The 20811-nt window shown below is 54.3% G+C and carries 18 protein-coding genes; 13 read left to right on the top strand and 5 right to left on the bottom strand.

Annotated elements, in window-relative coordinates:
* Positions 1-55 precede the first annotated feature (55 nt).
* A complete protein-coding gene (gene mgtE / locus KNP76_RS07470) occupies positions 56-1414 on the bottom strand; it encodes a magnesium transporter (RefSeq protein ID WP_034817485.1) in 1359 nt (452 codons plus the stop codon).
* A 302-nt stretch (positions 1415-1716) separates the two neighbouring features.
* On the opposite strand from mgtE, the gene arcA reads away from it, so the two are divergent.
* The 8 genes from arcA (at position 1717) to cydC (ending at position 13425) form a co-directional block, all read left to right on the top strand.
* Positions 1717-2979: an arginine deiminase gene (arcA, locus tag KNP76_RS07465; RefSeq protein WP_081852706.1), complete on the top strand. Its 1263-nt coding sequence runs from the start codon at positions 1717-1719 to the stop codon at positions 2977-2979.
* A 17-nt stretch (positions 2980-2996) separates the two neighbouring features.
* Positions 2997-4025, top strand: coding sequence for an ornithine carbamoyltransferase (argF, locus tag KNP76_RS07460; RefSeq protein ID WP_034817486.1), 1029 nt, complete (start codon positions 2997-2999; stop codon positions 4023-4025).
* Positions 4026-4075: 50 nt separating this feature from the next.
* A complete protein-coding gene (arcD, locus tag KNP76_RS07455; RefSeq protein WP_214843860.1) occupies positions 4076-5551 on the top strand; it encodes an arginine-ornithine antiporter in 1476 nt (491 codons plus the stop codon).
* A 14-nt stretch (positions 5552-5565) separates the two neighbouring features.
* Positions 5566-6528 carry a carbamate kinase gene (gene arcC / locus KNP76_RS07450; RefSeq protein ID WP_211780367.1) on the top strand — a complete coding sequence of 321 codons (963 nt, stop codon included), beginning with the start codon at positions 5566-5568 and terminating at the stop codon, positions 6526-6528.
* Positions 6529-6704: 176 nt separating this feature from the next.
* Entirely contained in the window at positions 6705-9047 is a 2343-nt protein-coding gene (locus KNP76_RS07445) for a glycoside hydrolase family 31 protein (RefSeq protein ID WP_214843858.1), read from the top strand.
* Between the two features lie 120 nt (positions 9048-9167).
* The gene (locus tag KNP76_RS07440) at positions 9168-9857 is read left to right on the top strand and encodes a Crp/Fnr family transcriptional regulator (RefSeq protein WP_034817495.1); all 690 of its coding nucleotides are present in this window, start codon (positions 9168-9170) and stop codon (positions 9855-9857) included.
* Between the two features lie 125 nt (positions 9858-9982).
* Entirely contained in the window at positions 9983-11707 is a 1725-nt protein-coding gene (cydD, locus tag KNP76_RS07435) for a thiol reductant ABC exporter subunit CydD (protein WP_214843856.1), read from the top strand.
* Positions 11704-13425: a thiol reductant ABC exporter subunit CydC gene (cydC, locus tag KNP76_RS07430; protein ID WP_214843840.1), complete on the top strand. Its 1722-nt coding sequence runs from the start codon at positions 11704-11706 to the stop codon at positions 13423-13425. Before cydD ends, cydC begins: the two co-directional genes overlap by 4 nt.
* 251 nt (positions 13426-13676) lie before the next feature.
* On the opposite strand, the gene KNP76_RS07425 is transcribed toward cydC, so the two are convergent.
* The 3 genes from KNP76_RS07425 to KNP76_RS07415 form a co-directional block, all read right to left on the bottom strand.
* Positions 13677-14192 (bottom strand): hypothetical protein, encoded by a 516-nt coding sequence (locus KNP76_RS07425; RefSeq protein WP_214843826.1) that lies wholly within the window; start codon positions 14190-14192, stop codon positions 13677-13679.
* A gap of 154 nt (positions 14193-14346) precedes the next feature.
* Complete coding sequence (locus tag KNP76_RS07420) at positions 14347-15417, bottom strand: GGDEF domain-containing protein (RefSeq protein ID WP_034807665.1); 1071 nt, start codon at positions 15415-15417, stop codon at positions 14347-14349.
* Positions 15418-15499: 82 nt separating this feature from the next.
* Complete coding sequence (locus KNP76_RS07415; protein ID WP_214843917.1) at positions 15500-15829, bottom strand: hypothetical protein; 330 nt, start codon at positions 15827-15829, stop codon at positions 15500-15502.
* 91 nt (positions 15830-15920) lie between these two features.
* On the opposite strand from KNP76_RS07415, the gene KNP76_RS07410 reads away from it, so the two are divergent.
* The 5 genes from KNP76_RS07410 to KNP76_RS07390 all read left to right on the top strand — a co-directional run bounded on the left by KNP76_RS07410 (position 15921) and on the right by KNP76_RS07390 (position 19253).
* Positions 15921-16100 (top strand): hypothetical protein, encoded by a 180-nt coding sequence (locus KNP76_RS07410; RefSeq protein WP_034817509.1) that lies wholly within the window; start codon positions 15921-15923, stop codon positions 16098-16100.
* A gap of 82 nt (positions 16101-16182) precedes the next feature.
* Positions 16183-17133, top strand: a complete 951-nt coding sequence (gene msrA, locus KNP76_RS07405; protein WP_211780372.1) for a peptide-methionine (S)-S-oxide reductase MsrA — start codon at positions 16183-16185, stop codon at positions 17131-17133.
* Between the two features lie 13 nt (positions 17134-17146).
* Positions 17147-18439, top strand: coding sequence for a DUF2252 domain-containing protein (locus tag KNP76_RS07400; protein ID WP_214843824.1), 1293 nt, complete (start codon positions 17147-17149; stop codon positions 18437-18439).
* A gap of 56 nt (positions 18440-18495) precedes the next feature.
* Complete coding sequence (locus tag KNP76_RS07395; protein ID WP_214843823.1) at positions 18496-18780, top strand: DUF5327 family protein; 285 nt, start codon at positions 18496-18498, stop codon at positions 18778-18780.
* Between the two features lie 122 nt (positions 18781-18902).
* Positions 18903-19253 (top strand): rhodanese-like domain-containing protein, encoded by a 351-nt coding sequence (locus KNP76_RS07390; protein WP_371816175.1) that lies wholly within the window; start codon positions 18903-18905, stop codon positions 19251-19253.
* Positions 19254-19292: 39 nt separating this feature from the next.
* Here the strand turns inward: KNP76_RS07390 and KNP76_RS07385 are convergent, their stop codons facing one another.
* Positions 19293-20621: an alkaline phosphatase gene (locus tag KNP76_RS07385; RefSeq protein ID WP_251137394.1), complete on the bottom strand. Its 1329-nt coding sequence runs from the start codon at positions 20619-20621 to the stop codon at positions 19293-19295.
* Positions 20622-20811 lie beyond the last annotated feature (190 nt).

The following is a 20811-nucleotide window of genomic DNA, read 5'->3' as shown; positions in this document are numbered from 1 at the left end:
TCTCGTCTGTAAACAAAACGTAACAAAAAAAGCCATGTGTACGAGGACACATGGCTTAAAGAAATTGAAGCATGGATGTAGCGACGGTGAAGTAAATGATTAACCCAAGATTGTCCATCAGCGTCGTGATGAACGGCCCCGAAGCGACAGCCGGGTCAAGTTTTAATCGATTAATGAGAAGTGGGATGAGCGTCCCGACAATCGTCGCCACGCTCAGTGCCGCGAAAATGGAAATCCCGACAATGATACCAATTAAGGCGTTGTCATATAGGAACGTGATGACACCGAAGATGACAATCATGCAGACGACCCCGAGGATGACCCCGGTCCCGAACTCGCGTCGCACCATCTTCATGACGTTCTTTCGATTGATCGTGCCGAGTGCAATCGAGCGGACGGCGACGACGAGTGATTGGGTCGCGGCGTTTCCAGCTGAGCCCATGACGAGTGGCATGAAGACGGCGAGGAGCACGATTGTCTCAAGCGTTTCTTCAAATCCGCCAATCGTCGAGGCGGTGATCATACCAAGGAACATCAGGCTGATAATCCAAGGCGCGCGTTTTTTGGCCGCCTCGACCGGTCCCATGTTGATGTCAGATGAACCTTTCGTCGCAGATAGTTCTTCAAAGTCTTCGGTCGTCTCGCGCTCGATCACGTCCATGACATCATCGACCGTGATGATTCCGAGTAGTTTCTCTTCATCGTCGACGACGGGAAGGGCAAGCAAGTCGTACTTTTGCACGGTCCGGGCCAAGTCTTCTTGGTCGGTGAGCACGTTCGCAGAGACGACACGTCGTCCCATAATATCGGCGATCCGAGCATCGAGCCGTGACACGATCAAATCGCGGAGCGAGACGACACCGACGAGGCGACCGGATGCATCGATCACGTACAAATAATAAATCGTTTCGGCGTCCGGTCCGAGGTCACGTAGCTCTTCGAGTGTTTCGCCGACGGTCTTATCTGCCTTTAAGACGACGAACTCCGTCGTCATGACGGCTCCGGCCGTGTCGTCCGGATAGCGCATCAAGTCTTTGACTTCTGTGGCCTCGGTCTCGTCCATCTGTTCGAACAACTCGTTCATAAAGTCGTCAGGCAATTCGTTCATCAAGTCAGCCGCATTGTCCGAGAACATGTCGTTCAAGACACGGACCGCATAAGGCCGCGGCATCTCTTGGATGAATTGCTCCTGGTCTTCGAGTTCCAACTTCTCAAATAAATCCGTGAACGCTTCCGGTGTGAGTGCTCGATAGACGAACTGGCGCTCAGGCTGCTCGAGCTCGATAAATAAATCCGCCTGTTCACCAGGGTGAAGGGTAAGGAACAAGTCGCGGAAATCGACCGGGTCCCCCTTTTGAATGAGCGCGGTCACTTGAGCTTGGTGACGCGCATGTTCTGTACGTTCGATTGCCATCGACTCACTTCCTTTTCCGTAGTAGATTCAGGTACGTCCCTATCATACAGGAAAGGAACACAAAAAAAATAATGAATTTATTTCACAATGTATACAGCGATTATACAGAGGTAAGTGATTGTGTATACTTGTGTAATGATTCACAATTGTTTTTTTCATTCAGTTTTATCGATCGTTCATTCATCTCGATGTGGAATTCGCCACGGTCCCACCGTCGGACTTACCCGTCGCGATATTGGGTAAGTTGATAATGTAAGGGTAGCAACACACCCGAAACACTAGGAGGAAGCGAGATGATAACGATGATGGATCAACAGACCTCACGGGATACTACGCTCAAACATCCAATCCACGTGTATTCAGAAATCGGTGAACTCAGGACGGTGCTGCTGAAACGTCCGGGCCGTGAACTTGAAAATTTGACCCCCGAATATTTAGAACGACTCCTCTTCGATGACATCCCACATTTGCCGGTCATCCAAAAAGAACATGACTACTTTGCGAGCGCCCTGCAAAACCGTGGCGTCGAAGTGCTGTATTTAGAAAAATTGATGGCCGAGACGTTATCGCTTCCGGGCGTAAGGGAACGGTTCGTCGCCGACATCTTGTCCGAGTCAAAGTCGAACATCAACGGATCGTATGAGACGTTGAAAGAATATTTGCTCGCCTATGACAATGAACAGTTAATCGAGACGGTCATGGCTGGGATTCGCAAGTCGGAAATCAAGCCGGAGAAACGACGTCACTTGCATGAGATGATTGAAGACACGTATCCGTTCTACCTGGATCCGATGCCGAACCTATACTTCACCCGCGACCCGGCAGCGGCCATCGGCAATGGCTTATCAATCAACCGTATGAAAGAGCCGGCGCGGCGGCGCGAATCGTTATTCACGCAATATATCATGAAGTACCATCCACGATTCGCCAAACATGACGTCCCGATTTGGTCAGACCGTGACTACCGGTTCGCGATGGAAGGCGGGGACGAACTCGTCTTGTCTAAAGAAGTCGTCGCCATCGGGATTTCCGAGCGGACGACAGCGCAAGGCATCGAGCGGGTCGCCCTTAATCTGCTCAAGCATGGCGGGACGTTTAAAAAAGTGATTGCCATCGAAATCCCCAAATCGCGAGCCTTCATGCACCTCGATACCGTCTTCACGATGGTCGACCACGACAAGTTCACGATTCATCCGTTCATCCAAGGACCGGAAGGAAAGATGAACATCTTCGAGCTGTCACTGAATCAAGACGGAGAACTTCATATCACGCAACATAGCGATTTGTTACAAGTGCTAAAAGCCGCACTCAATCTCGATGACATCGTTCTCATCCCGTGTGGCGGCGGCGATCCGATCGCGGCGGCACGGGAGCAGTGGAACGACGGATCGAACACGCTCGCCATCGCACCAGGGGTCGTCGTCACGTACGACCGAAACTATGTCTCGAACGAGCTCTTGCGTTCGGAAGGTGTCGAAGTCATCGAAATCATGTCAAGCGAGTTGTCACGCGGCCGTGGGGGCCCACGTTGCATGAGTTGCCCGATTATTCGTGAAGATATTTGACGAGGAGGAACCTGAACATGTCCACAACGTACAATGTTGATTTGGTAGGCCGTCATTTTTTATCACTCAATGCGTTTTCTCCGGACGAACTGAACTACTTGATTGATTTGTCGGCCGCGTTCAAGCGACAAAAGAAACAAGGCATCCCACATCGCGTCTGTGAAGGGAAGAATGTGGCTCTCTTGTTTGAAAAGCCGTCGACGCGGACACGGTGTGCATTCACGGTCGCAGCCGTCGACCTCGGCATGCATCCGGAATATCTCGGAAAGTCGGACATTCAGTTTGGTAAGAAAGAATCCGTTCGTGATACGGCCATCGTGCTCGGTCGCATGTTCGATGGCATCCAGTTCCGAGGCTTCGCGCATGCGACGGTCGAAGGACTCGCACGTGACGCGGGCGTCCCGGTCTGGAACGGGTTGACCGATTTGTATCACCCGACGCAAATTTTAGCCGATTTCTTGACGGTGAAAGAGCAAAAAGGCGACCTTGCCGGCATTCGGTTCGTTTACGTCGGGGACGGGCGCAATAACATGGGTAACACGTTGTTGATCGGCGGTGCAAAAGTCGGAATGGATATCCGGATTTGTGCCCCGAAATCACTCTGGCCGTCAGACGAGGTCGTCGATTACGCCCGCTCGGTCGCACAAGAGACGGGCGCGCTCATCACCCTCACAGAAAGCGTCGACGAGGCGGTCGCGAACGCGGACGTCATCTATACGGACGTCTGGGTATCGATGGGTGAAGAGGCCGAGTTCGCAGAGCGGATTCAACTGCTCCGACCGTATCAAGTGAACATGGAGATGCTCGAGAAGACAGGGAACGCAGATGTCATGTTCCTCCACTGCCTCCCGGCGTTCCACGATTTAGAGACAGAGGTGGGCCGGGCCATTTATGAAGAGTACGGCTTGGCCGAGATGGAAGTGACCGATGAAGTATTCCGGAGCCGTCATTCGTTCGTGTTTGACGAGGCCGAGAATCGGATGCACACGATTAAAGCAGTCATGGCGGCGACGCTTGTCGATACAGCGGAATGGCTCGAACGTTGAGGAGAGGGGGGGGATTTGTCCCCTTTAATGAAGCGAAAGGGATGAGTTAAATGTCTACGAAATTAGATCATGACTCAAGCGGTTCAGCTGGCGCAAATCCTAGTCCTAAAGACAAACGGTTGGGGCTCGGGGCCCTGACGGCACTCGTCGTCGGTTCGATGATCGGGGGCGGGGCGTTCAACTTGGCGGCCGACTTGGCCCAAGGTGCGAACGCGGGTGCGATTCTCATCGGCTGGGTCATCACCGGCATCGGGATCATCACACTCGGATTAAGTTTCCAAAACTTAACGATGCGGCGACCGGACCTCGACGGCGGGGTGTATAGTTATGCGCGGGCTGGCTTCGGACAGTTCGTCGGATTCAACTCGGCTTGGGGCTACTGGCTCTCCGCCTGGCTCGGAAACGTCGCGTACGCGACACTATTGTTCAGTTCGATCGGCTATTTCTTTCCAATCTTCGAAGGCGGTCAAAACATCGCCTCCATCATCGGTGCGTCCATCATGCTATGGCTCGTCCACTCCCTCATTTTGCGTGGGATTCACGAGGCGTCGATGATCAACATCATCACGACCATCGCGAAACTCGTTCCGATTTTTGCCTTCATCACCATCACGTTATTCTTCTTCAATCTCGACAACTTCACGTTCGACTTCTGGGGACAGGGCGGCTTCTCATGGAGTAGCATCCGCGATCAAGTCGTCTCGACGATGCTCGTCACGCTCTGGGTCTTTATCGGTGTCGAAGGGGCAGTCGTCTTGTCAGGACGGGCCCGGAAGCGCTCGGACGTCGGGAAGGCGACTGTCATCGGTCTACTCGGGACGCTCATCATTTACTTGCTCATCTCGATTATGTCGCTCGGTTTGTTGAATCCAGAGAACGTGGCGAACGCCACGCAACCGGCGATGGCGTACTTGCTCGAGTCGGCAGTCGGTCCTTGGGGGGCGATGCTCATCAACGGTGGGCTCGTCATCTCGGTGCTCGGGGCGTGGCTCGGTTGGACGCTCCTTGCGGCAGAGATTCCGTACGTGGCAGGGAAAGACGGTGTCTTCCCGCGTTGGTTCACGAAAGAGAATAAAAACAACGCTCCGGCGAACGCACTTTGGCTCACGAATGGTTTAATTCAACTGTTCCTGTTCACGTTTCTATTCTCGGACGCAGCGTATAACTTCGCCTTCTCGCTCGCATCGAGCGCCATCTTGATTCCATACGCGTTCTCGGCCTTCTATCAAGTGAAAGTCGCAAAAAATGGCATCGGCTACAACGCCGGTGAACGTCGGACGCGCGATCTCGTCATTGGGGCGGTCGCTTCCATCTATGGGATTTGGCTCATCTATGCGGCAGGCGTCGATTACTTGTTATTGACGACGCTCCTCTACGCACCAGGGACGTTGCTCTACGTGAAAGCGCAACGTGAGAACGGGATCAAGTCGTTGACGAAGACAGAATGGACTGTCGCCGGTATGTTGACCGTCCTCGCCATTTTAGCGATCGTCCGCATCGTCTCAGGCAACATCACAGTCTTTTGATCGGGGGAATGGACATGAAGAAACGACGCGTCGTCATCGCGCTCGGTGGCAATGCAATCCAACAAGGGAAGGATGCGACCGCGAACGCCCAAATGCGCGCGGTCGAGACGACCGCCGACGCGTTGGCGGGTCTAATTGCAGAAGGAATCGAGGTCATCATCACGCACGGCAACGGGCCCCAAGTCGGAAATTTGATGTTGCAACAAGCAGCTTCCGATAGCGAGGCGACACCGGCGATGCCCTTAGACGTCTGTGGCGCGATGACACAAGGGATGATTGGGTATTGGTTTGAGAACGCGCTGACGAAAGCGCTCCGGAAACATGGACTCGAACGGTCGGTCGCGCCACTCGTCACACGGGCCGAAGTCGATCCGAACGATAGCGCCTTCAGTCACCCGACGAAGCCGATCGGTCCGTTTTATTCGGAGCAAGAAGCGATTCGACTCGAGCGAGAGACTGGCTTCCTGTTTAAAGAGGACGCTGGCCGCGGTTATCGTCGTGTCGTCCCGAGCCCGTTCCCGATTGCGATTTGCGAACATGCCGTCATTCGTGACCTCATCGACAACGGACACGTCGTCATCGCCTCTGGCGGGGGCGGCATTCCGGTCATCGATACACCGGACGGTTATGTCGGTGTCGAGGCCGTCATCGATAAAGACTTTGCCGCCGCAAAATTGGCCGAGCTCGTCGAGGCCGACATGCTCCTCATCTTGACAGCGGTGGATCACGTCTATGTCCATTTTGGGACGCCGGACCAAACGGCGCTCGAAGAGACGACGAAACAACAACTCGAGACGTATATCGCGGAAGGGCAGTTCGCGCCCGGTAGCATGTTGCCAAAAGTTCGCGCCGCCCTCCAATTCGCGGAGACGGGGGAAGGGCGCCTTGCCGTCATCACATCGCTCGATCAGGTCAATGAGGCGGTGCGAGGCCGAATCGGGACGCGTGTTCGCATGGCGGCGACGCTAAAACAATAATCGATTAACCGTGGCCGACCCGGGTCACGGTTTTTTGTGCACCCACATCCTGTCGTTTTCGAAACAGAGACATCGGGAAGGAAGATTGTATGTCGAAACTGACATTGGTATCATTTTTGGTGTAAACGTTTGCACAAACAGAGAGGGAGTGACGAAGAGCGGCAACGCTCGAACCTATGCGCTTATTTGAACAGGATCACGTCTATTCGAAGCAGATGAAACCGAAAGCGGATGAACGAGCCGTCGTGCAGGGAAGCTGTTATCGCTTCACCGTGCTCACGAGCCAATTGATTCGTATGGAGTACGCGGCAGATGGTGTTTTTGAGGACCGACCGACCCAAGTCGTCTGGAATCGCGACTTCGACGTCCCAGATTTTCGGGTCATCGAAGACGAGCACGAACTGCAAATCATCACCGACCACGTCCACTTGTACTATACGAAAGGCCCGTTCGCACCAAACACACTCTATGTCGATGTGAAAGGGAACTTCAGTACGTATTACAGTCGCTACACGTTCAACGGGCCAAAACGGACGCTCAAAGGGACGGCCCGGACGCTCGACCATGTCGACGGCGCGGTCGAACTCGATGAAGGGATCGTCTCAAAACAAGGCTACGCCGTTATTGACGATTCGACATCATTCATCATGACGGACGACCGCTTCGTCGAGCCACGCCGTAAAGACGTCCATGACTTGTATTATTTCGGTTACGGTCACGAGTATCGGCGTGCGCTCCGAGATTTTTATCAGCTGACCGGTCCGACCCCGTTGCTGCCGAGAAAAGCGCTAGGGAACTGGTGGAGCCGATATTGGCGCTACGACGAGACGGAATACAAGGCGCTCATGCGTCGCTTCAAGACGGAGGACATCCCATTTTCGGTCAGCGTCATCGACATGGACTGGCACGTCACCGACATACCGGAGGAGTACGGGAGCGGTTGGACCGGATACTCGTGGAACCGAAACTTGTTCCCGGACCCGAAAGGTTTCTTGAAATGGTTGAAAGAGGAACATCTCCTCGTCACGTTGAACCTCCATCCGGCTGATGGGGTGCGCGCCTTCGAGGACCAATACGAATCGATGGCCGAGGCGATGGGGGTCGACCCGGCGACCGGTGATCGAATCCCGTTCGACTTTTCAAATAAACGGTTCATCCAAGCGTATTTCGAACAGATGCATCACCCGCATGAAGCCGACGGGGTCGACTTTTGGTGGATCGATTGGCAACAAGGCTCGACCTCGAAGATGGAAGGACTCGACCCGCTCTGGATGCTAAACCATTACCACGCCGTCGATATCGCCCGAGACGGGAACCGTCCGCTCATCTTCTCACGGTACGCAGGGCCGGGAAGCCATCGTTATCCAATCGGTTTTTCCGGAGACACGCTCATCTCATGGGCGTCGCTCGCATTCCAACCGTATTTCACCGCGACGGCCTCGAACATCGGCTATGGTTGGTGGAGCCATGACATCGGTGGCCATTATCGCGGGGCGAAAGACGACGAACTCGCCGCGCGTTGGGTCGCGTTCGGGGTGTTCAGTCCCATCATGCGCCTTCATTCGACGTTCAGCATCTTCAACGGCAAAGAACCGTGGCGTTTTGGATTAGAGGCCGAACGCTCGATGCAGTCGTTCCTGCGCCTACGTCACCAGCTCATCCCGTACTTATATACGATGAACTGGCGTAACCATATGGAGGCGACCCCGCTCATCTTGCCGATGTATTATGAACATCCGGATGAGGACGCGGCGTATGACGTGCCGAACGAATATTATTTCGGCAGTGAACTGATTGTCGCGCCGATTGTCGAGCCGATGAACAAGGCGCTACACGTCGCCGCCTCGAACGTCTGGTTACCGAAAGGCGATTGGTTCGACTTCTTCACCGGACATCGTTATGCGGGTGACAAGTCGGTCCGTGTGTTCCGGGGAATAGACGAACAGGCCGTGTTCGCGAAGGCGGGAGCCATCATCCCGATGGCCCCGCACCATTCTGGGCGGAACGACACGGACAACCCGGACGAATTAGAAGTGCTCATCTTCCCGGGGGCCTCGAACACGTTCACGCTTTATGAGGACAATGGGACGGACCGTTCTTATGAGACCGGCGCGTATGCTGAGACGACGTTCACACTCGACTGGGAAGCCCGCCGCCTCGACATTCGTCTGTCTGGAGATGCGACGGTCTTGCCGGAAGGGCGTACGATGACGCTCCTCGTTCGTGGCGTCAAAGCCGAAGGTGCGTACAAGCAGGAGACACAGACGCTCCGTCTCGAGCTCGGAGAAGTTGACCGCGACATGACCGTCGAACTCCCGGTCGACTTGACGAGTAACGACCACCGCCTCGATCGGTTGTACCGTTTCCTCGACCGGGCCGAGATTTCCTATGATTTGAAAGACCGGTTGTATCAGATGTCGGCAGCAAAAACGCGCCTCGAGGCGTGGCTGTTCGATTTGCATGCGCTCGAACTCGAGCGGAATCTCCAAGACGCGATCATGGAACTGATGTTGGACTGAAGAGGGGGCTGTCCCCTCTTTGTCTTGTCAGAAAACTGTCGGGTTTTGAAAGCGTTTACATAAAGCGATTTAGTATATTGAAGGGGGAACGATTCGATTGTGGAAAGTGAGGGATGCGACATGTCGCAGCAATGGACGGTTGAGGACTTGAGACAAATCGACGTGTTCAAGCAGTGTGGGAGTCGAGAACTCGAGGCGCTTTTGCCGCACGTCTATCAACGGACATATCGAAAAGGACAGATTTTGTTTATGGAAGGCGACCCGCGGGAGCGCGTCTACTTTCTCATGGACGGTTACGTCAAGCTTGAGCGCCTCCATGAGACGGCGATGTATCAATACGCGGACTACTTGAAGCCGAAGCAGTTGTTCCCGTACAGCGGGATGTTTTCCACGACGTTCTACCGCCACTCCGCGGAGGCACTTACTGATATCACGGTCATTTATATGCCGGCGGACCGATTCGAACAGCTCGTCAAACGAAGTGCGACGATGCTGTTGAATATCGTCGGGCAGATGAACCGGATTCTCGATTTACATGAACGGCGTCTCCAAGAGATTATTACGCCAAGCGCGACGGATCGCGTGCTCAACACGATTCACTACTTGATTGAAGACTTAGGGGAGCGCGAGGCAGACAGCGTCCGTATCCGCTGCCCGTTCACGACGGTCGAACTGTCACGCCTGTCCGGGACATCACGGGAGACGGTGTCGGGTATTTTGTCGCGGCTACGGAAAGAAGACATCCTGCAATTCGATGCCCGACAACTCGTGACGGAGCATCCGGAATATTTTGAACAAGCGACGCATTGACACCGTACGGACGTACGGTGTTTTTTGCATGCTCTCGTAAGCGAAGCGTTCGCTATGGAGCGATGCATGCGATATAATTAGTGAGAATCATCACAAAGAAATGATGTTATGACTTGTTAGAAAGGATGAACGCAGTGAAACGACTGCAAGCCCTCGCGTTAGCTGAAAAGCGGCACATCATCGGCCTCGTCATCGCGGCCGTCATGATCGGTTTGTCGATTTTAGCCCAAGCCTATTTAATCGTCGACGTCGTCGACCGTGTCTTCTTACAAAATCAATCGTTTGAAAGCGTCCTTCCGGCGCTCGGTTGGCTCGTCGTCGCGCTTCTCGTCCGGGCGTTGTTCGGTTACGTCTCGGGACGCATCGGTGCGAGCCTGTCAGAGAAGGCGAAGCGGTCGCTTCGACGTCAACTCTTGGATCGTTATACGTCGAACCCGGTGGAGACGTCGCTCTCGGGACAATCCGGTAAGAAAGTGAGCGTATACATGGACGCCGTCGACGAGGTCGACGCCTACTTCAGCCACTATTGGCCCCAAGTGATTCAGACGTCGATTATTCCGCTCCTCATTCTCATCGTCGTCTTCACCCAACATTGGATCTCGGGCGTCATCATGATGGTGACGGCGCCGTTCATCCCGATTTTCTTCATCATCATCGGGATTGCGACGCAGAAGAAATCGGAACAACAGATGGAGAAGATGAATCAGTTCTCTGGTAAGTTTTTAGACGTCTTGCAAGGACTGACAACGCTGAAGCTATATGGACGGACGGAGCGAGAAGCGCAAGCCATCGAGAAGAGCAGCCTCGACTTCCGAGACGCGACGATGGTCGTCTTGAAGACGGCGTTCTTGTCCGGACTCATGCTCGAGTTCATCTCGATGCTCAGTACCGGTGTCGTCGCCCTTGAAGTGGCGCTCCAAATGGTCGTCTGGCAGAACTTGACGTTTTTCGCCGGCTTTCTCATTCTCGTCTTGGCCCCTGAATATTACTTGGCCATCAAAGACCTCGGTGGCGCGTTCCATACGGGACGTGGCAGCATGGGTGCGGCCGATCGAATCTTTGAAGCGCTCGACGCCCCGGATGATCGCATCGTGTGGGGTGAGCGCGTGCTGACGAACCGGACCCCTGAGCTTCGACTCGAGGAGGCGTCGTTCCAATATCAGGGCGGTCGCTTCACCTTGCAGCCGCTCAACGCTACGATTCCGGCGCGGTCACATATCGCATTGGTCGGGGCGAGCGGGTCAGGGAAGACGACGGTGTTAAATCTTCTTTCCGGGCTCGTCAATCCCGATACGGGTCGCGTCCTCGTCGACGGGGAGCCGCTCCACTCGTACACGGACACGTCGTGGTACGGCACGGTCGGCTATATCTCGCAGACCCCGTACTTGTTCGCTGGGACGCTCGCTGACAATATCGCTCTCGGCGAGGCGGCTGACGAAGCGGCGATCATGCGCGCGGCCGAAGCGGCCGGCCTCGTCGACGTGATTCGCCATTTGCCGGACGGGCTATACACCGAACTCGGTGAGGGCGGCTACGGCTTGTCTGGCGGCGAGCGGCAACGGCTCGCGTTGGCCCGCGCCTTCTTGAAACGGCCGGGCATCATCTTGTTCGATGAGCCGACGACCGGTCTCGACTTGATGACCGAGCAAATCGTGCGCCGCTCGATCGAAGAGTTGTCGCGCGACGCGACGCTCGTCACGGTCGCCCATCGTCTGCATACGATCAAGCAGGCGGATGCGATTTGGTTCATGGACAACGGGACGCTCGTCGCGAGCGGGACGCATGAACAGATGCTCCATGTCCCGGCTTATGCCGACTTATTCACGTTACAGAAAGGAGTGAGAGGATGAGTTCCCTTTGGACGATCACGAAATGGATGATGCGAGAGAAGAAGGATATCGTCCTCTCCATCTTCTTTGGATACGTGGCGGGACTTGCCGCCGTCGCCTTATTCGCGGCGAGCGGATACCTCGTCGCGCGGGCCGGCCTCGTACCACCGCTCTATGCGCTTATGATTCCCGTTGTCTTAATCAAACTGTTCGGTGTCATCCGAGCGAGCGCGCGGTATCAAGAGCGACTCGCCTCGCACCGGGCGACGTTCACCATTTTGAGTGAGCTCCGTGTCCGGTTTTATCGACAGCTCGAACCACTCGTCCCGAATATCTTCGCGAAATATCGAAGCGGTGACTTACTCGCGCGCGTCGTCGGGGACGTGGAGAGCTTACAGAACTACTTTTTACGCGTCTTCTATCCACCAATTATTTTAGTGCTCGTCTTCTTGAGCACCATCTTTTTCGTCACGTACTTCTCAATTTTCGTCAGCCTCTGGATTTTGTTCGGTGTCTTCGTGACCGGCTTCTTGATCCCGGCTTTCTTCGCCCGTGCCCGTGTCCGAGCCCGACACGACCGCAAACTGCGGTCGCTTCGTGGTGATTTGTCGAGCGGGATGACGGAGATGATGTATGGCTATCGTGACTTGTTGCTGCATCAACATCTCGGAAAGACGAAACAAGACTTGATGGAGCGGAGCGACCGCTACGTGGCGGCCGAGCGTGAAGATGTGACGAGCCAGTTCTTCAACTCCTCGCTCGTCGTCGGTGCGTCATTGCTTGTCTCTTGGGGTGTGCTCGCGATTGGTGCTTACTTGGTCGTCGGTGGAGAGCTTGACGGCTTGTTCCTCGCCATGCTCATCATGATGTCGCTCACGGCGTTTGAGAACGCGACGCCGATGGCCGTCTTCCCAGGTCACTTTGCCGACAGCAAGCAGGCGGCCGACCGCTTGTTTGAGGTCGTGGCACCGAGTGAAGCAATGGAGCAAGCTGAAGCGGCAAGACGCGACATCTCGCTTCAAGGGGCACCTGAGATTACTATCAGCCGTGTGAACTATCGGTATCCGGACACGTTCCGCGACGTCCTCGTCGACGTCGATGCGGTGTTCCCGAGCGGGTCGAAGACGGCGATCGTCGGGCCGAGCGGCTCGGGGAAATCGACGCTCCTCCAAATGCTCCTCGCTTTCATCCGTCCAGACGAAGGCGACGTCTTCATCGACGAGGCACGACTCGACGACATCGCACAGGCGTCGATTTGGGAGCATGCGAGCGTCGTCCTTCAAGAGAACCACTTCTTCTTCGGGACGGTGCGCGACAATTTGGCGCTTGCCGGTGAACACACGGACGAGGCGATGACGAGAGCGCTCGGCAGCGTCCGGCTCGGCTTCTCGCTCGATGAACCGGTGCTTGAGAAAGGCGCCAACTTGTCGGGTGGGGAACGCCAGCGGCTCGCGATTGCCCGGGCGCTACTCAAAAACGGCTCGCTCTGGCTACTCGACGAAGCGACGTCAGCGCTCGATGCGCGGACCGAGGCGGACGTGTACGCCGAGATGTTCGACACAGCACAGGCTTCGACGCTCGTCATGATCAGCCACCGTCTGAACGGGCTCGAGGCGTTCGATCAAATCATCGTTATGGAAGCCGGGCGCGTCATCGAGACCGGTTCATTCGATGAGTTGATGCAGGCGCGCGGCACGTTCTATGCGTTGAAGCAAATCGAACAAGATGTATTCGCCTAAACGAAAAGCGAGCGGCTCCGTCGGAGAGCCGCTCGCTTTTTCATATGGCAAATCTGGGTGCAACAAATGGGGGTTGTCGCATTGCTTTCAAAAAGAGTGTCATGGAGGGGAATCCACGTGACGCATGCGTTTGGGGAACGAGCGCGTCAAGCTTTTGGGAGCTACAAGTCGAGTATAAGTGATAACGATTCTCATTGTCAATTAGTAATAAAATAAAAACTGCAACCGAGATCCGATTGCAGTGTCGAGGGTCAGTTTGACGGGACGCCTTTACTGAGCGTGAACCGGAGCAAGCTGAACAGATAGCGGATATAAAATAACGCGAACGCGTAAAAGACGGCGATAATTGGAGAGGCGATATTGACGCCTGGAATATTCAATAGAAACTCGAAGACGAGAATCGAGAGTAAGAAGACATAGAGGCCTGCATCGAGATAGAGCGGCATCACGTTTCCGCGCTGGTGCCAGAACGTGCGCACGAGCGGAGCGACAATCATGCCGATGATGCGTTCGGCGAACCCGATGCTCAAGACGGCGATGAGGAAAGATGCAACCGCATCGAATCCGATGAGACGCGGGAAGGCGAACATCGAAATGAGCAAGAGCGGTCCGATAAAAATCATCATGGAGATTGAGGTGCGTAAAAAGATGAACAAGTTCCGCTTTAACGTATCGACTCCCCCAAAGAGCGATTGGCGGAACGTCTTACCGCGTTGATAATCGAGGACGAAAGATCCCACGAACATCAACCCAAATAGTGATAACAAGACTGTCATGAAATGTGTTTCCCCTTTTTCTAGTCAAATCGATGATTACAAAAAGCTTACGAACCAAAGTCTAGCCTAGTGTACCGATTCGACTAGGGAAAGTAAAGCAGGAAAACTGATGAACGTGTTAAACTTTTACGAACGCTTTTTGGCTTCATGAAGCCAAAATGAAGCGATTGCGTCCCGATTCTTTTGCGTGATATAACGCTTCGTCGGCATGTTTCAAGACACTGTCGACCTCGATATCGTTCGAATGGCAGGCACCGAGCGAAACGGTGATGTGGAGCGTCCCGGCACTCGTCTCGAACGGGAACGTCGAGACTTTTTCTCGTATAGATTCGGCGAGGCGTGACACCTCGTCTTTTTGGGCGTTCGGCATGATGATTAAAAATTCTTCTCCACCGAAACGTCCGACGAGGTGATCTTCGCGACTCTCGGCGACAAGAAGCATCCCGAGCTCACGCAACACGTCGTCGCCGACGTCATGGCCATACGTATCATTAACGCGTTTGAAATGATCGATATCGACGAGGATGAGCGCATACTCTTCTGCCTCGACCGTCAAGTTTGCCATCGCCTCGTTCAACAGGCGACGATTGGCGATCCCCGTCAAAGCGTCCGTGCGCGCGAGCTGTTGCTGATGCTGGACGTTCTCAAAGTGCCGGCGCAACTCTTGGAGCAGACGATAGGCGGCGCAAGCGCCGACGTACGACATGACGAGATAGACGAGTAAAATCGGATAGAACAAGTCGAGTGGCAGCGCGTAATAGATTGCCGCACCGAAGACGATGGCGCCGATTGTCGTGAAGACGAGCAACGTGCTCCGCGTGTTATCAAGTTTGAGCCGCAACAGGCTCGCCGGAAGAACGAGCGCGACCATCGTGGCGATCGCCAAGTAAAACCCGACGTACTCGCCGTTCGTGATCATGAAAAAACGACCGATCAAAAACAAGACAGCTGCGACGGCGCCGCTCACCCAACCACCAAACAAGACGGCGAGCGTGATCGGGATGGCTCGTAAATCGATGAGCACCCCTTCGAGATGAAGGGCGTTCCCGAGTAAAATCGTGGCGGTGAACGCGCTCTGCACCCCGAGCAGGACACGGGCCTTCAGCGGCGAATGCGGCGTCAGTCGTGGTCGATTCCGAAAAGGTAGGAACGAGATTGTGAACAGCGTGAACAAGATGCATAGGTCGATGAAAAATGAGTTGATGATGGTGAGCATGGACACAGTCCCCCTGTGTGGAAATGGAAATAACTAGTTTAAGTGTAGCATAATTCAAGTGACTGGCATCGTTTCAATCGGCTCACCATTCGCGCCACTCTTCCGTCACGTCGTCGTCGGTTTCGTAGCCGACGAGTGCAGCCGCAGCGACGATGAAATCATACAGTTCCTCGCGTTCCATCGTCTCGATGAAGTAGTCATGTTCCTCATCGAGTTCGTTTAGCCGCAAGACGAGATCGCGGACAGCCGCTAAGACGCTCGCCTCTGACTTGTCGGAACGGGTGAGCGTGTTCGCGTATTGTCGAAGCGCGGCATCGACGGCGAGGATGGCCGGGAGGGTATAGATGTCATCTCCCTCGTTCAACCGTTCTTCCCAGATGAGGGTCGGGCGGTTCGCCCATAATGTTTCCATGGTCATCTCTGTTGCTCCTTTCAAATCGTCTCCAGCTTTTCTTCTATCCCAGTCGAGATGTTTGGTATGATAGAAAAAAGGGGGACTGTCCGTGCGTTATTGGGATCATTTTAAACGAGCGTTCATTCCGATTGCGCTCATCTTGATTGGACTTGCGATCTTTTATACATTATCGGCACGAAACAACCCGGCGTTGACCATTCTTGGGGCTGTAATCGTCGGTGTGATTTTATTTTTAGTGATGCGGCATATGAACCGCGTCGAGGATTGAAGACGAGAACACGTTCGGGGTTCTCGTTTTTTGTTGCTTCCGCATTTTTTTGGGTACACTACTTAATAAGGAGGGATTGATAATGGCAAAAGCTACGTTTGCGGGAGGCTGTTTTTGGTGTATGGTCAAACCGTTTCATAAATACGAGGGAGTCGAGCATGTCATTTCCGGTTATACGGGCGGGCATGTCGACAATCCGACATATCAACAAGTCTGTTCGGAGACGACGGGACATTTAGAGGCGATCGAGGTCACCTATGACCCGGACGTCATCTCGTACGAAGAGTTATTAAACATCTACTGGCGTCAAATCGACCCGACGGACGGCGGCGGCCAGTTCAACGACCGCGGTGAGTCGTATCGTCCGGCAATCTTCTATCACTCAGAAGAACAGCGAGCGGCGGCAGAGCGGTCGAAGCAAGAAGTCGAGGACTCAGGACGGTTCGACCGACCGATTGAGGTCGAGATTCGTCCGGCGAAGACGTTTTGGGAAGCCGAGGACTATCATCAAGACTATTATAAGAAAAATCCGTTCCGCTATGAGATGTATCGCGTCGGCTCCGGTCGCGCGAAATTCATTAAAGAGGCGTGGAGCGATAAGAAGCAGCAGAAAGAATTGAAGGAACGGCTGACACCGATGCAGTTTAAAGTCACGCAAGAGAATGGCACCGAGCCGCCGTTTCAAAACGAGTATTGGGACGAGGAGCGCGAAGGGCTATACGTCGACATCATCGACGGGACGCCGCTCTTCACGTCACGCGACAAGTTTCAGTCAAACTGTGGCTGGCCGAGTTTCTCACGGCCGATTGAAGAGCAACGGCTCGATATGAACATGGACACGTCCCATCACATGGTGCGGACCGAGGTCCGTTCGAAGCGGGCCGACAGCCACCTCGGTCACTTGTTCGATGATGGTCCGAAAGAGCTCGGGGGCTTGCGCTACTGCATCAATTCGGCCTCGCTCCGGTTCATCCCGAAAGAAGAGCTCGACTCGGCCGGGTACGGGGAGTACAAACACTTATTCGACGCGTGAAGGGGAGAAGGCGATGTTCACTTCAGTCAAGCAACAAATCCGCCGGGAGACGATTGCGACCGTCCTCGACTACTATGATACGTCGATTCGACATCTGTCTGAAGAAGCGCGGCGCGAAAAGTACACGAAGATGAGCGTGAGCCCGTTCTCGTTCTTCCGGGGCAGCTCCCACTTGTTTTACTATGACTTCGCGAAAGTTCCGCTCGCGTTTGATACGGGTGACGCGCATCCGACGTTCATCCAAGGGGATTTACACTTCGAGAACTTCGGCGTGTTCGAGGATGAGGCCGGTACGATCATCTATGACGTGAACGACTTCGATGAGGCGTATATCGGATCGTATTTGTTCGACGTGTTACGGATGGCCATTTCGGTCGACTTGTTCGCCGAAGAGGCGGGGTTCGATGCGACGGCGGCCATCGAGTCGTATGCGAAGACGTATGCCAAAACGATCGACCGTTACGCGAACGGAAAAGACGAGGACGTGCAGTTCACGAAAGCGAACACATGCAAGGCGATTAAAAAAATCATCAAAAAGGCAGAGGCGAAAAAGGATGCGTTCATGGCCGAACGGACCGAGGTGCGCGATGAGGAGCGCTATTTCGCGACGAGCGAAGATTTGATTCCGGTAAGCGAGACGATGGCATCGAAGATTAAAGCGGCCTGGCCCGACTATTTGACGTCGTTGAAAGCGGACCATCGCCATCACGCCGACCATTATGAAGTGAAAGACATCGCCATCAAGCTCGATAGCGGGACGGCTTCGATCGGTTTGGAGCGTTACTACATCTTGATTGAAGGGGCGGACGCGGAACATGACGAGGACGTTATCCTTGAGATGAAAGAGGCCCAGTCGGCCGTTCCGTCCCTCTTTCTGCCGACGCACCCTTTGTTCGAGGATGGACTCTCCCATCAAGGGGCGCGGGTGACGGCGGCGCAACGGGCGATGGTGCATAGCCGTGACCCGTATCTCGGCTATTTGACGATCGCTGGTCACGAATACTACGTGCGACAGCGTTCGCCTTATAAGCGAAAAGTGAAAGCGAAGCACATCAAGGACGAGGCGTCGCTCATTGAGACGTTGAACGTTCAAGCCGAGATTACGGCCAAAATCCATGCCCGTGCCGACGCAGACGCGAATATTCTCGATTACGAGGCGAGCGAACGGATTGCCGCCGCCATCGGGGACGCCAAACCACTGTTCATCCGACAAATCGCGCGCTGGGCTCGATTCTACGGGAATCAAGTCCGATTCGATTTTGAGGCGTTCCAGACGTGGCTCGATACCCGTGACGGTCAAGCGTGACACTTGCGGGCTTGCCGCGTTTTCCGGCACAATGATGGGGTAAAGGATGTGGACGTATGATTACCGAACAACAACTCATCGCCCAAATGAAACATGTGATGACCGAAATCGAACAGTCGAACGGAGAGACGCAGAAACGGCATGTCGCCAAGCTGATGGGGTACTGCGAACTGTTACTTGCGGATCCAGCAGTCTCGAACCCTTCCGTCCAACCGTCTGCTCCTGTGACGGTGACGCCGGCACCGGATCAGCCGCCGCTCGATCGTCAAATGGCGGCATTTCTCGGGATTCCGCTCGAAGAGGATGAAGAGCCAAAAACCGATTCATTGCTCGACTTTTAAGCTGCGCCTGAGGGCGTGGCTTTTTTTGAGGCGTCTTCATTGACTTATATACCTAAGGGGGTATAATTGAAGCAACAAAACTCATCGATAATGGAGGCGGACATATGCTTGATTTCTTATTTGTGGCGGTAGTAATTGGATTGATTTACGTGTGGTGGTCTAAGCGGAACAGTGTGAAGACGGTGTCGACGGATGAACTGAAGCGCAAGATTGCCGAAGAGCGCAACATCCAGCTGCTCGACGTAAGGGAGCCACAAGAGTATCGAGGCGGTCATATTAAGCAGGCGAAAAACGTGCCCCTATCTGGCTTCGGGAACGCGAGCGCGCAATACCCGAAACAGAAAGACCGTCCCGTCTATGTCATCTGTCAAAGCGGGATGCGCAGCCAGCGAGCAGCCGCGATGCTTCAGAAGGCAGGCTATACAGACGTCTATTCGGTCAAAGGCGGGATGAGCTTCTGGCGTGGATCATGAAAAAACCGGCTGAAACCTTTTTCAGCCGGTTTTTGTGTCTCACTTTAATAATTTCATCGCCTGTAAAATATGTTTTGGAACTTCCGTGTTGTCGAGCAGTCCGTTGAATCGCTCTTGTTGCGGCCCGTACGCGTAGAGCGGGACGTCGACGCCCGTATGTTGAGTCGTCGTCCAGCCGACGTATGCCCGCTGACTAATGATTTCATTCAAAGTCATGACACGCTTTGATTCATCCGCCGATCGGATTAGTTCAGCCTCTTTCGGTGTGAGTTTCATCGATGTATACTGCTCGACGACGTCCTCGACGTTTGTCAGCTCATCATTGAACGCGTCGACCATGAAGTCCCCGGTCGCTGTGACAGAGCGGAGTACTTCAGGTTTTGCGATGTATTCGCCGTAACCGCCGACGGACATGCCACCGGTGTCGTGATCTCCGGCCACAACGACAAGCGTCTGTTTGTCCTTCATCGCGAACTGGAGGGCGGCTTTAAACGCCTCGTGGAACGCTTCTGAATCTTTCATCGCCCAAGCGGCATCATGGGCGTGACCGGCCCAGTCGATTTGACTTCCTTCGACCATGAGGAAGAAACCGTCTTGATCTTGTTTGAGTGAAGTGAGGGCCGCGTCGGTCATCTCGGCCAAGCTCGGTTCGTTCGTTTGATCGCGGTCGAGTTCAGGTGCCATCGCATCGTCCGCGAAGAGGCCGAGTAGTTTAGCAGACTTGGCGGCTCTTAACTCGTCTCGGTTCGTCGCATAGGAGTAGCCGGCTTCTTTTGCCTGTTTAATCAAATCCTCTTTTTGTAACCCGCCGTTCGCTTCAGCGGTGAAATATTTTTGACCACCGCCGAGGAGGACGTCGACCTCGAGAGCGTCCATATACTGTTTGGCAATCTCAGCTTCGCTTGCTCGTGAAGCGACGTGAGAAGCGAATACGGCGGGTGTCGCATGCGTGATGGTCGACGTGGCGACGAGCCCGGTCGCTTTCCCGTTCTGGCTCGCTCTCTCGAGCACGGACGTCAACTCGTTTCCGTCTGGGTCCATGCTGATCGTCCCGTTGTTCGTCTTCACACCGGTCGCCATTGCCGTGCCGGCTGCAGCCGAATCCGTCACTTTGGAATTTGCGGAGTAGGTGCGCATCATGCCGGTCAACTGCTTGTCGAGCGCCGTCTCTTCCTCGCCCGCATACCAGCGATAGTTTGTCGCATAAGACGCGGAATAGCCGTCCGGAATCATGAGGATGACGTTTTTGACTGTCCCTTTCCCGTGCTTCCCGTTTGCTTCGGCCGTTTCATGGTTATGTAGCCCGGTTGTCAACGTTCCCGCCGTCAAGCCGAGGGCGAGCGCCCCAATCATCCATGTTCGTTTCATTTGTTTGCCTCCTCGAGTGATGAATCTTACAAACCGAACTATAACGGACGTACATTGCAGTCTCGTTTCCCTCATTTTGAGAAAATGTAAAGACTTGTAGGTCCGAGGTACATAGGTCGACTTTTGGCCTAGCCACGTTTCTGCTTTAGCTTTTTCGGGCATTCTGCTACGGTAAGGGAAGTAGAAGAGA

This window comes from Exiguobacterium sp. s150, from assembly GCF_018618435.1.
Taxonomy (GTDB): Bacteria; Bacillota; Bacilli; order Exiguobacteriales; family Exiguobacteriaceae; genus Exiguobacterium; species Exiguobacterium alkaliphilum.
Note: the sequence above shows the minus strand (reverse complement) of the source record. Positions and strands in the feature narration are given on the sequence as shown.

What these genes read in the sequence shown, in the direction of transcription:
- mgtE (WP_034817485.1), bottom strand. Translation starts at nt 1,414, where the DNA reads ATGGCAATCGAACGTACAGAACATGCGCGTCACCAAGCTCAAGTGACC.
- arcA (WP_081852706.1), top strand. Translation starts at nt 1,717, where the DNA reads ATGATGGATCAACAGACCTCACGGGATACTACGCTCAAACATCCAATC.
- argF (WP_034817486.1), top strand. Translation starts at nt 2,997, where the DNA reads ATGTCCACAACGTACAATGTTGATTTGGTAGGCCGTCATTTTTTATCA.
- arcD (WP_214843860.1), top strand. Translation starts at nt 4,076, where the DNA reads ATGTCTACGAAATTAGATCATGACTCAAGCGGTTCAGCTGGCGCAAAT.
- arcC (WP_211780367.1), top strand. Translation starts at nt 5,566, where the DNA reads ATGAAGAAACGACGCGTCGTCATCGCGCTCGGTGGCAATGCAATCCAA.
- KNP76_RS07445 (WP_214843858.1), top strand. Translation starts at nt 6,705, where the DNA reads ATGCGCTTATTTGAACAGGATCACGTCTATTCGAAGCAGATGAAACCG.
- KNP76_RS07440 (WP_034817495.1), top strand. Translation starts at nt 9,168, where the DNA reads ATGTCGCAGCAATGGACGGTTGAGGACTTGAGACAAATCGACGTGTTC.
- cydD (WP_214843856.1), top strand. Translation starts at nt 9,983, where the DNA reads ATGAACGCAGTGAAACGACTGCAAGCCCTCGCGTTAGCTGAAAAGCGG.
- cydC (WP_214843840.1), top strand. Translation starts at nt 11,704, where the DNA reads ATGAGTTCCCTTTGGACGATCACGAAATGGATGATGCGAGAGAAGAAG.
- KNP76_RS07420 (WP_034807665.1), bottom strand. Translation starts at nt 15,417, where the DNA reads ATGCTCACCATCATCAACTCATTTTTCATCGACCTATGCATCTTGTTC.
- KNP76_RS07415 (WP_214843917.1), bottom strand. Translation starts at nt 15,829, where the DNA reads ATGGAAACATTATGGGCGAACCGCCCGACCCTCATCTGGGAAGAACGG.
- msrA (WP_211780372.1), top strand. Translation starts at nt 16,183, where the DNA reads ATGGCAAAAGCTACGTTTGCGGGAGGCTGTTTTTGGTGTATGGTCAAA.
- KNP76_RS07400 (WP_214843824.1), top strand. Translation starts at nt 17,147, where the DNA reads ATGTTCACTTCAGTCAAGCAACAAATCCGCCGGGAGACGATTGCGACC.
- KNP76_RS07395 (WP_214843823.1), top strand. Translation starts at nt 18,496, where the DNA reads ATGATTACCGAACAACAACTCATCGCCCAAATGAAACATGTGATGACC.
- KNP76_RS07385 (WP_251137394.1), bottom strand. Translation starts at nt 20,621, where the DNA reads ATGAAACGAACATGGATGATTGGGGCGCTCGCCCTCGGCTTGACGGCG.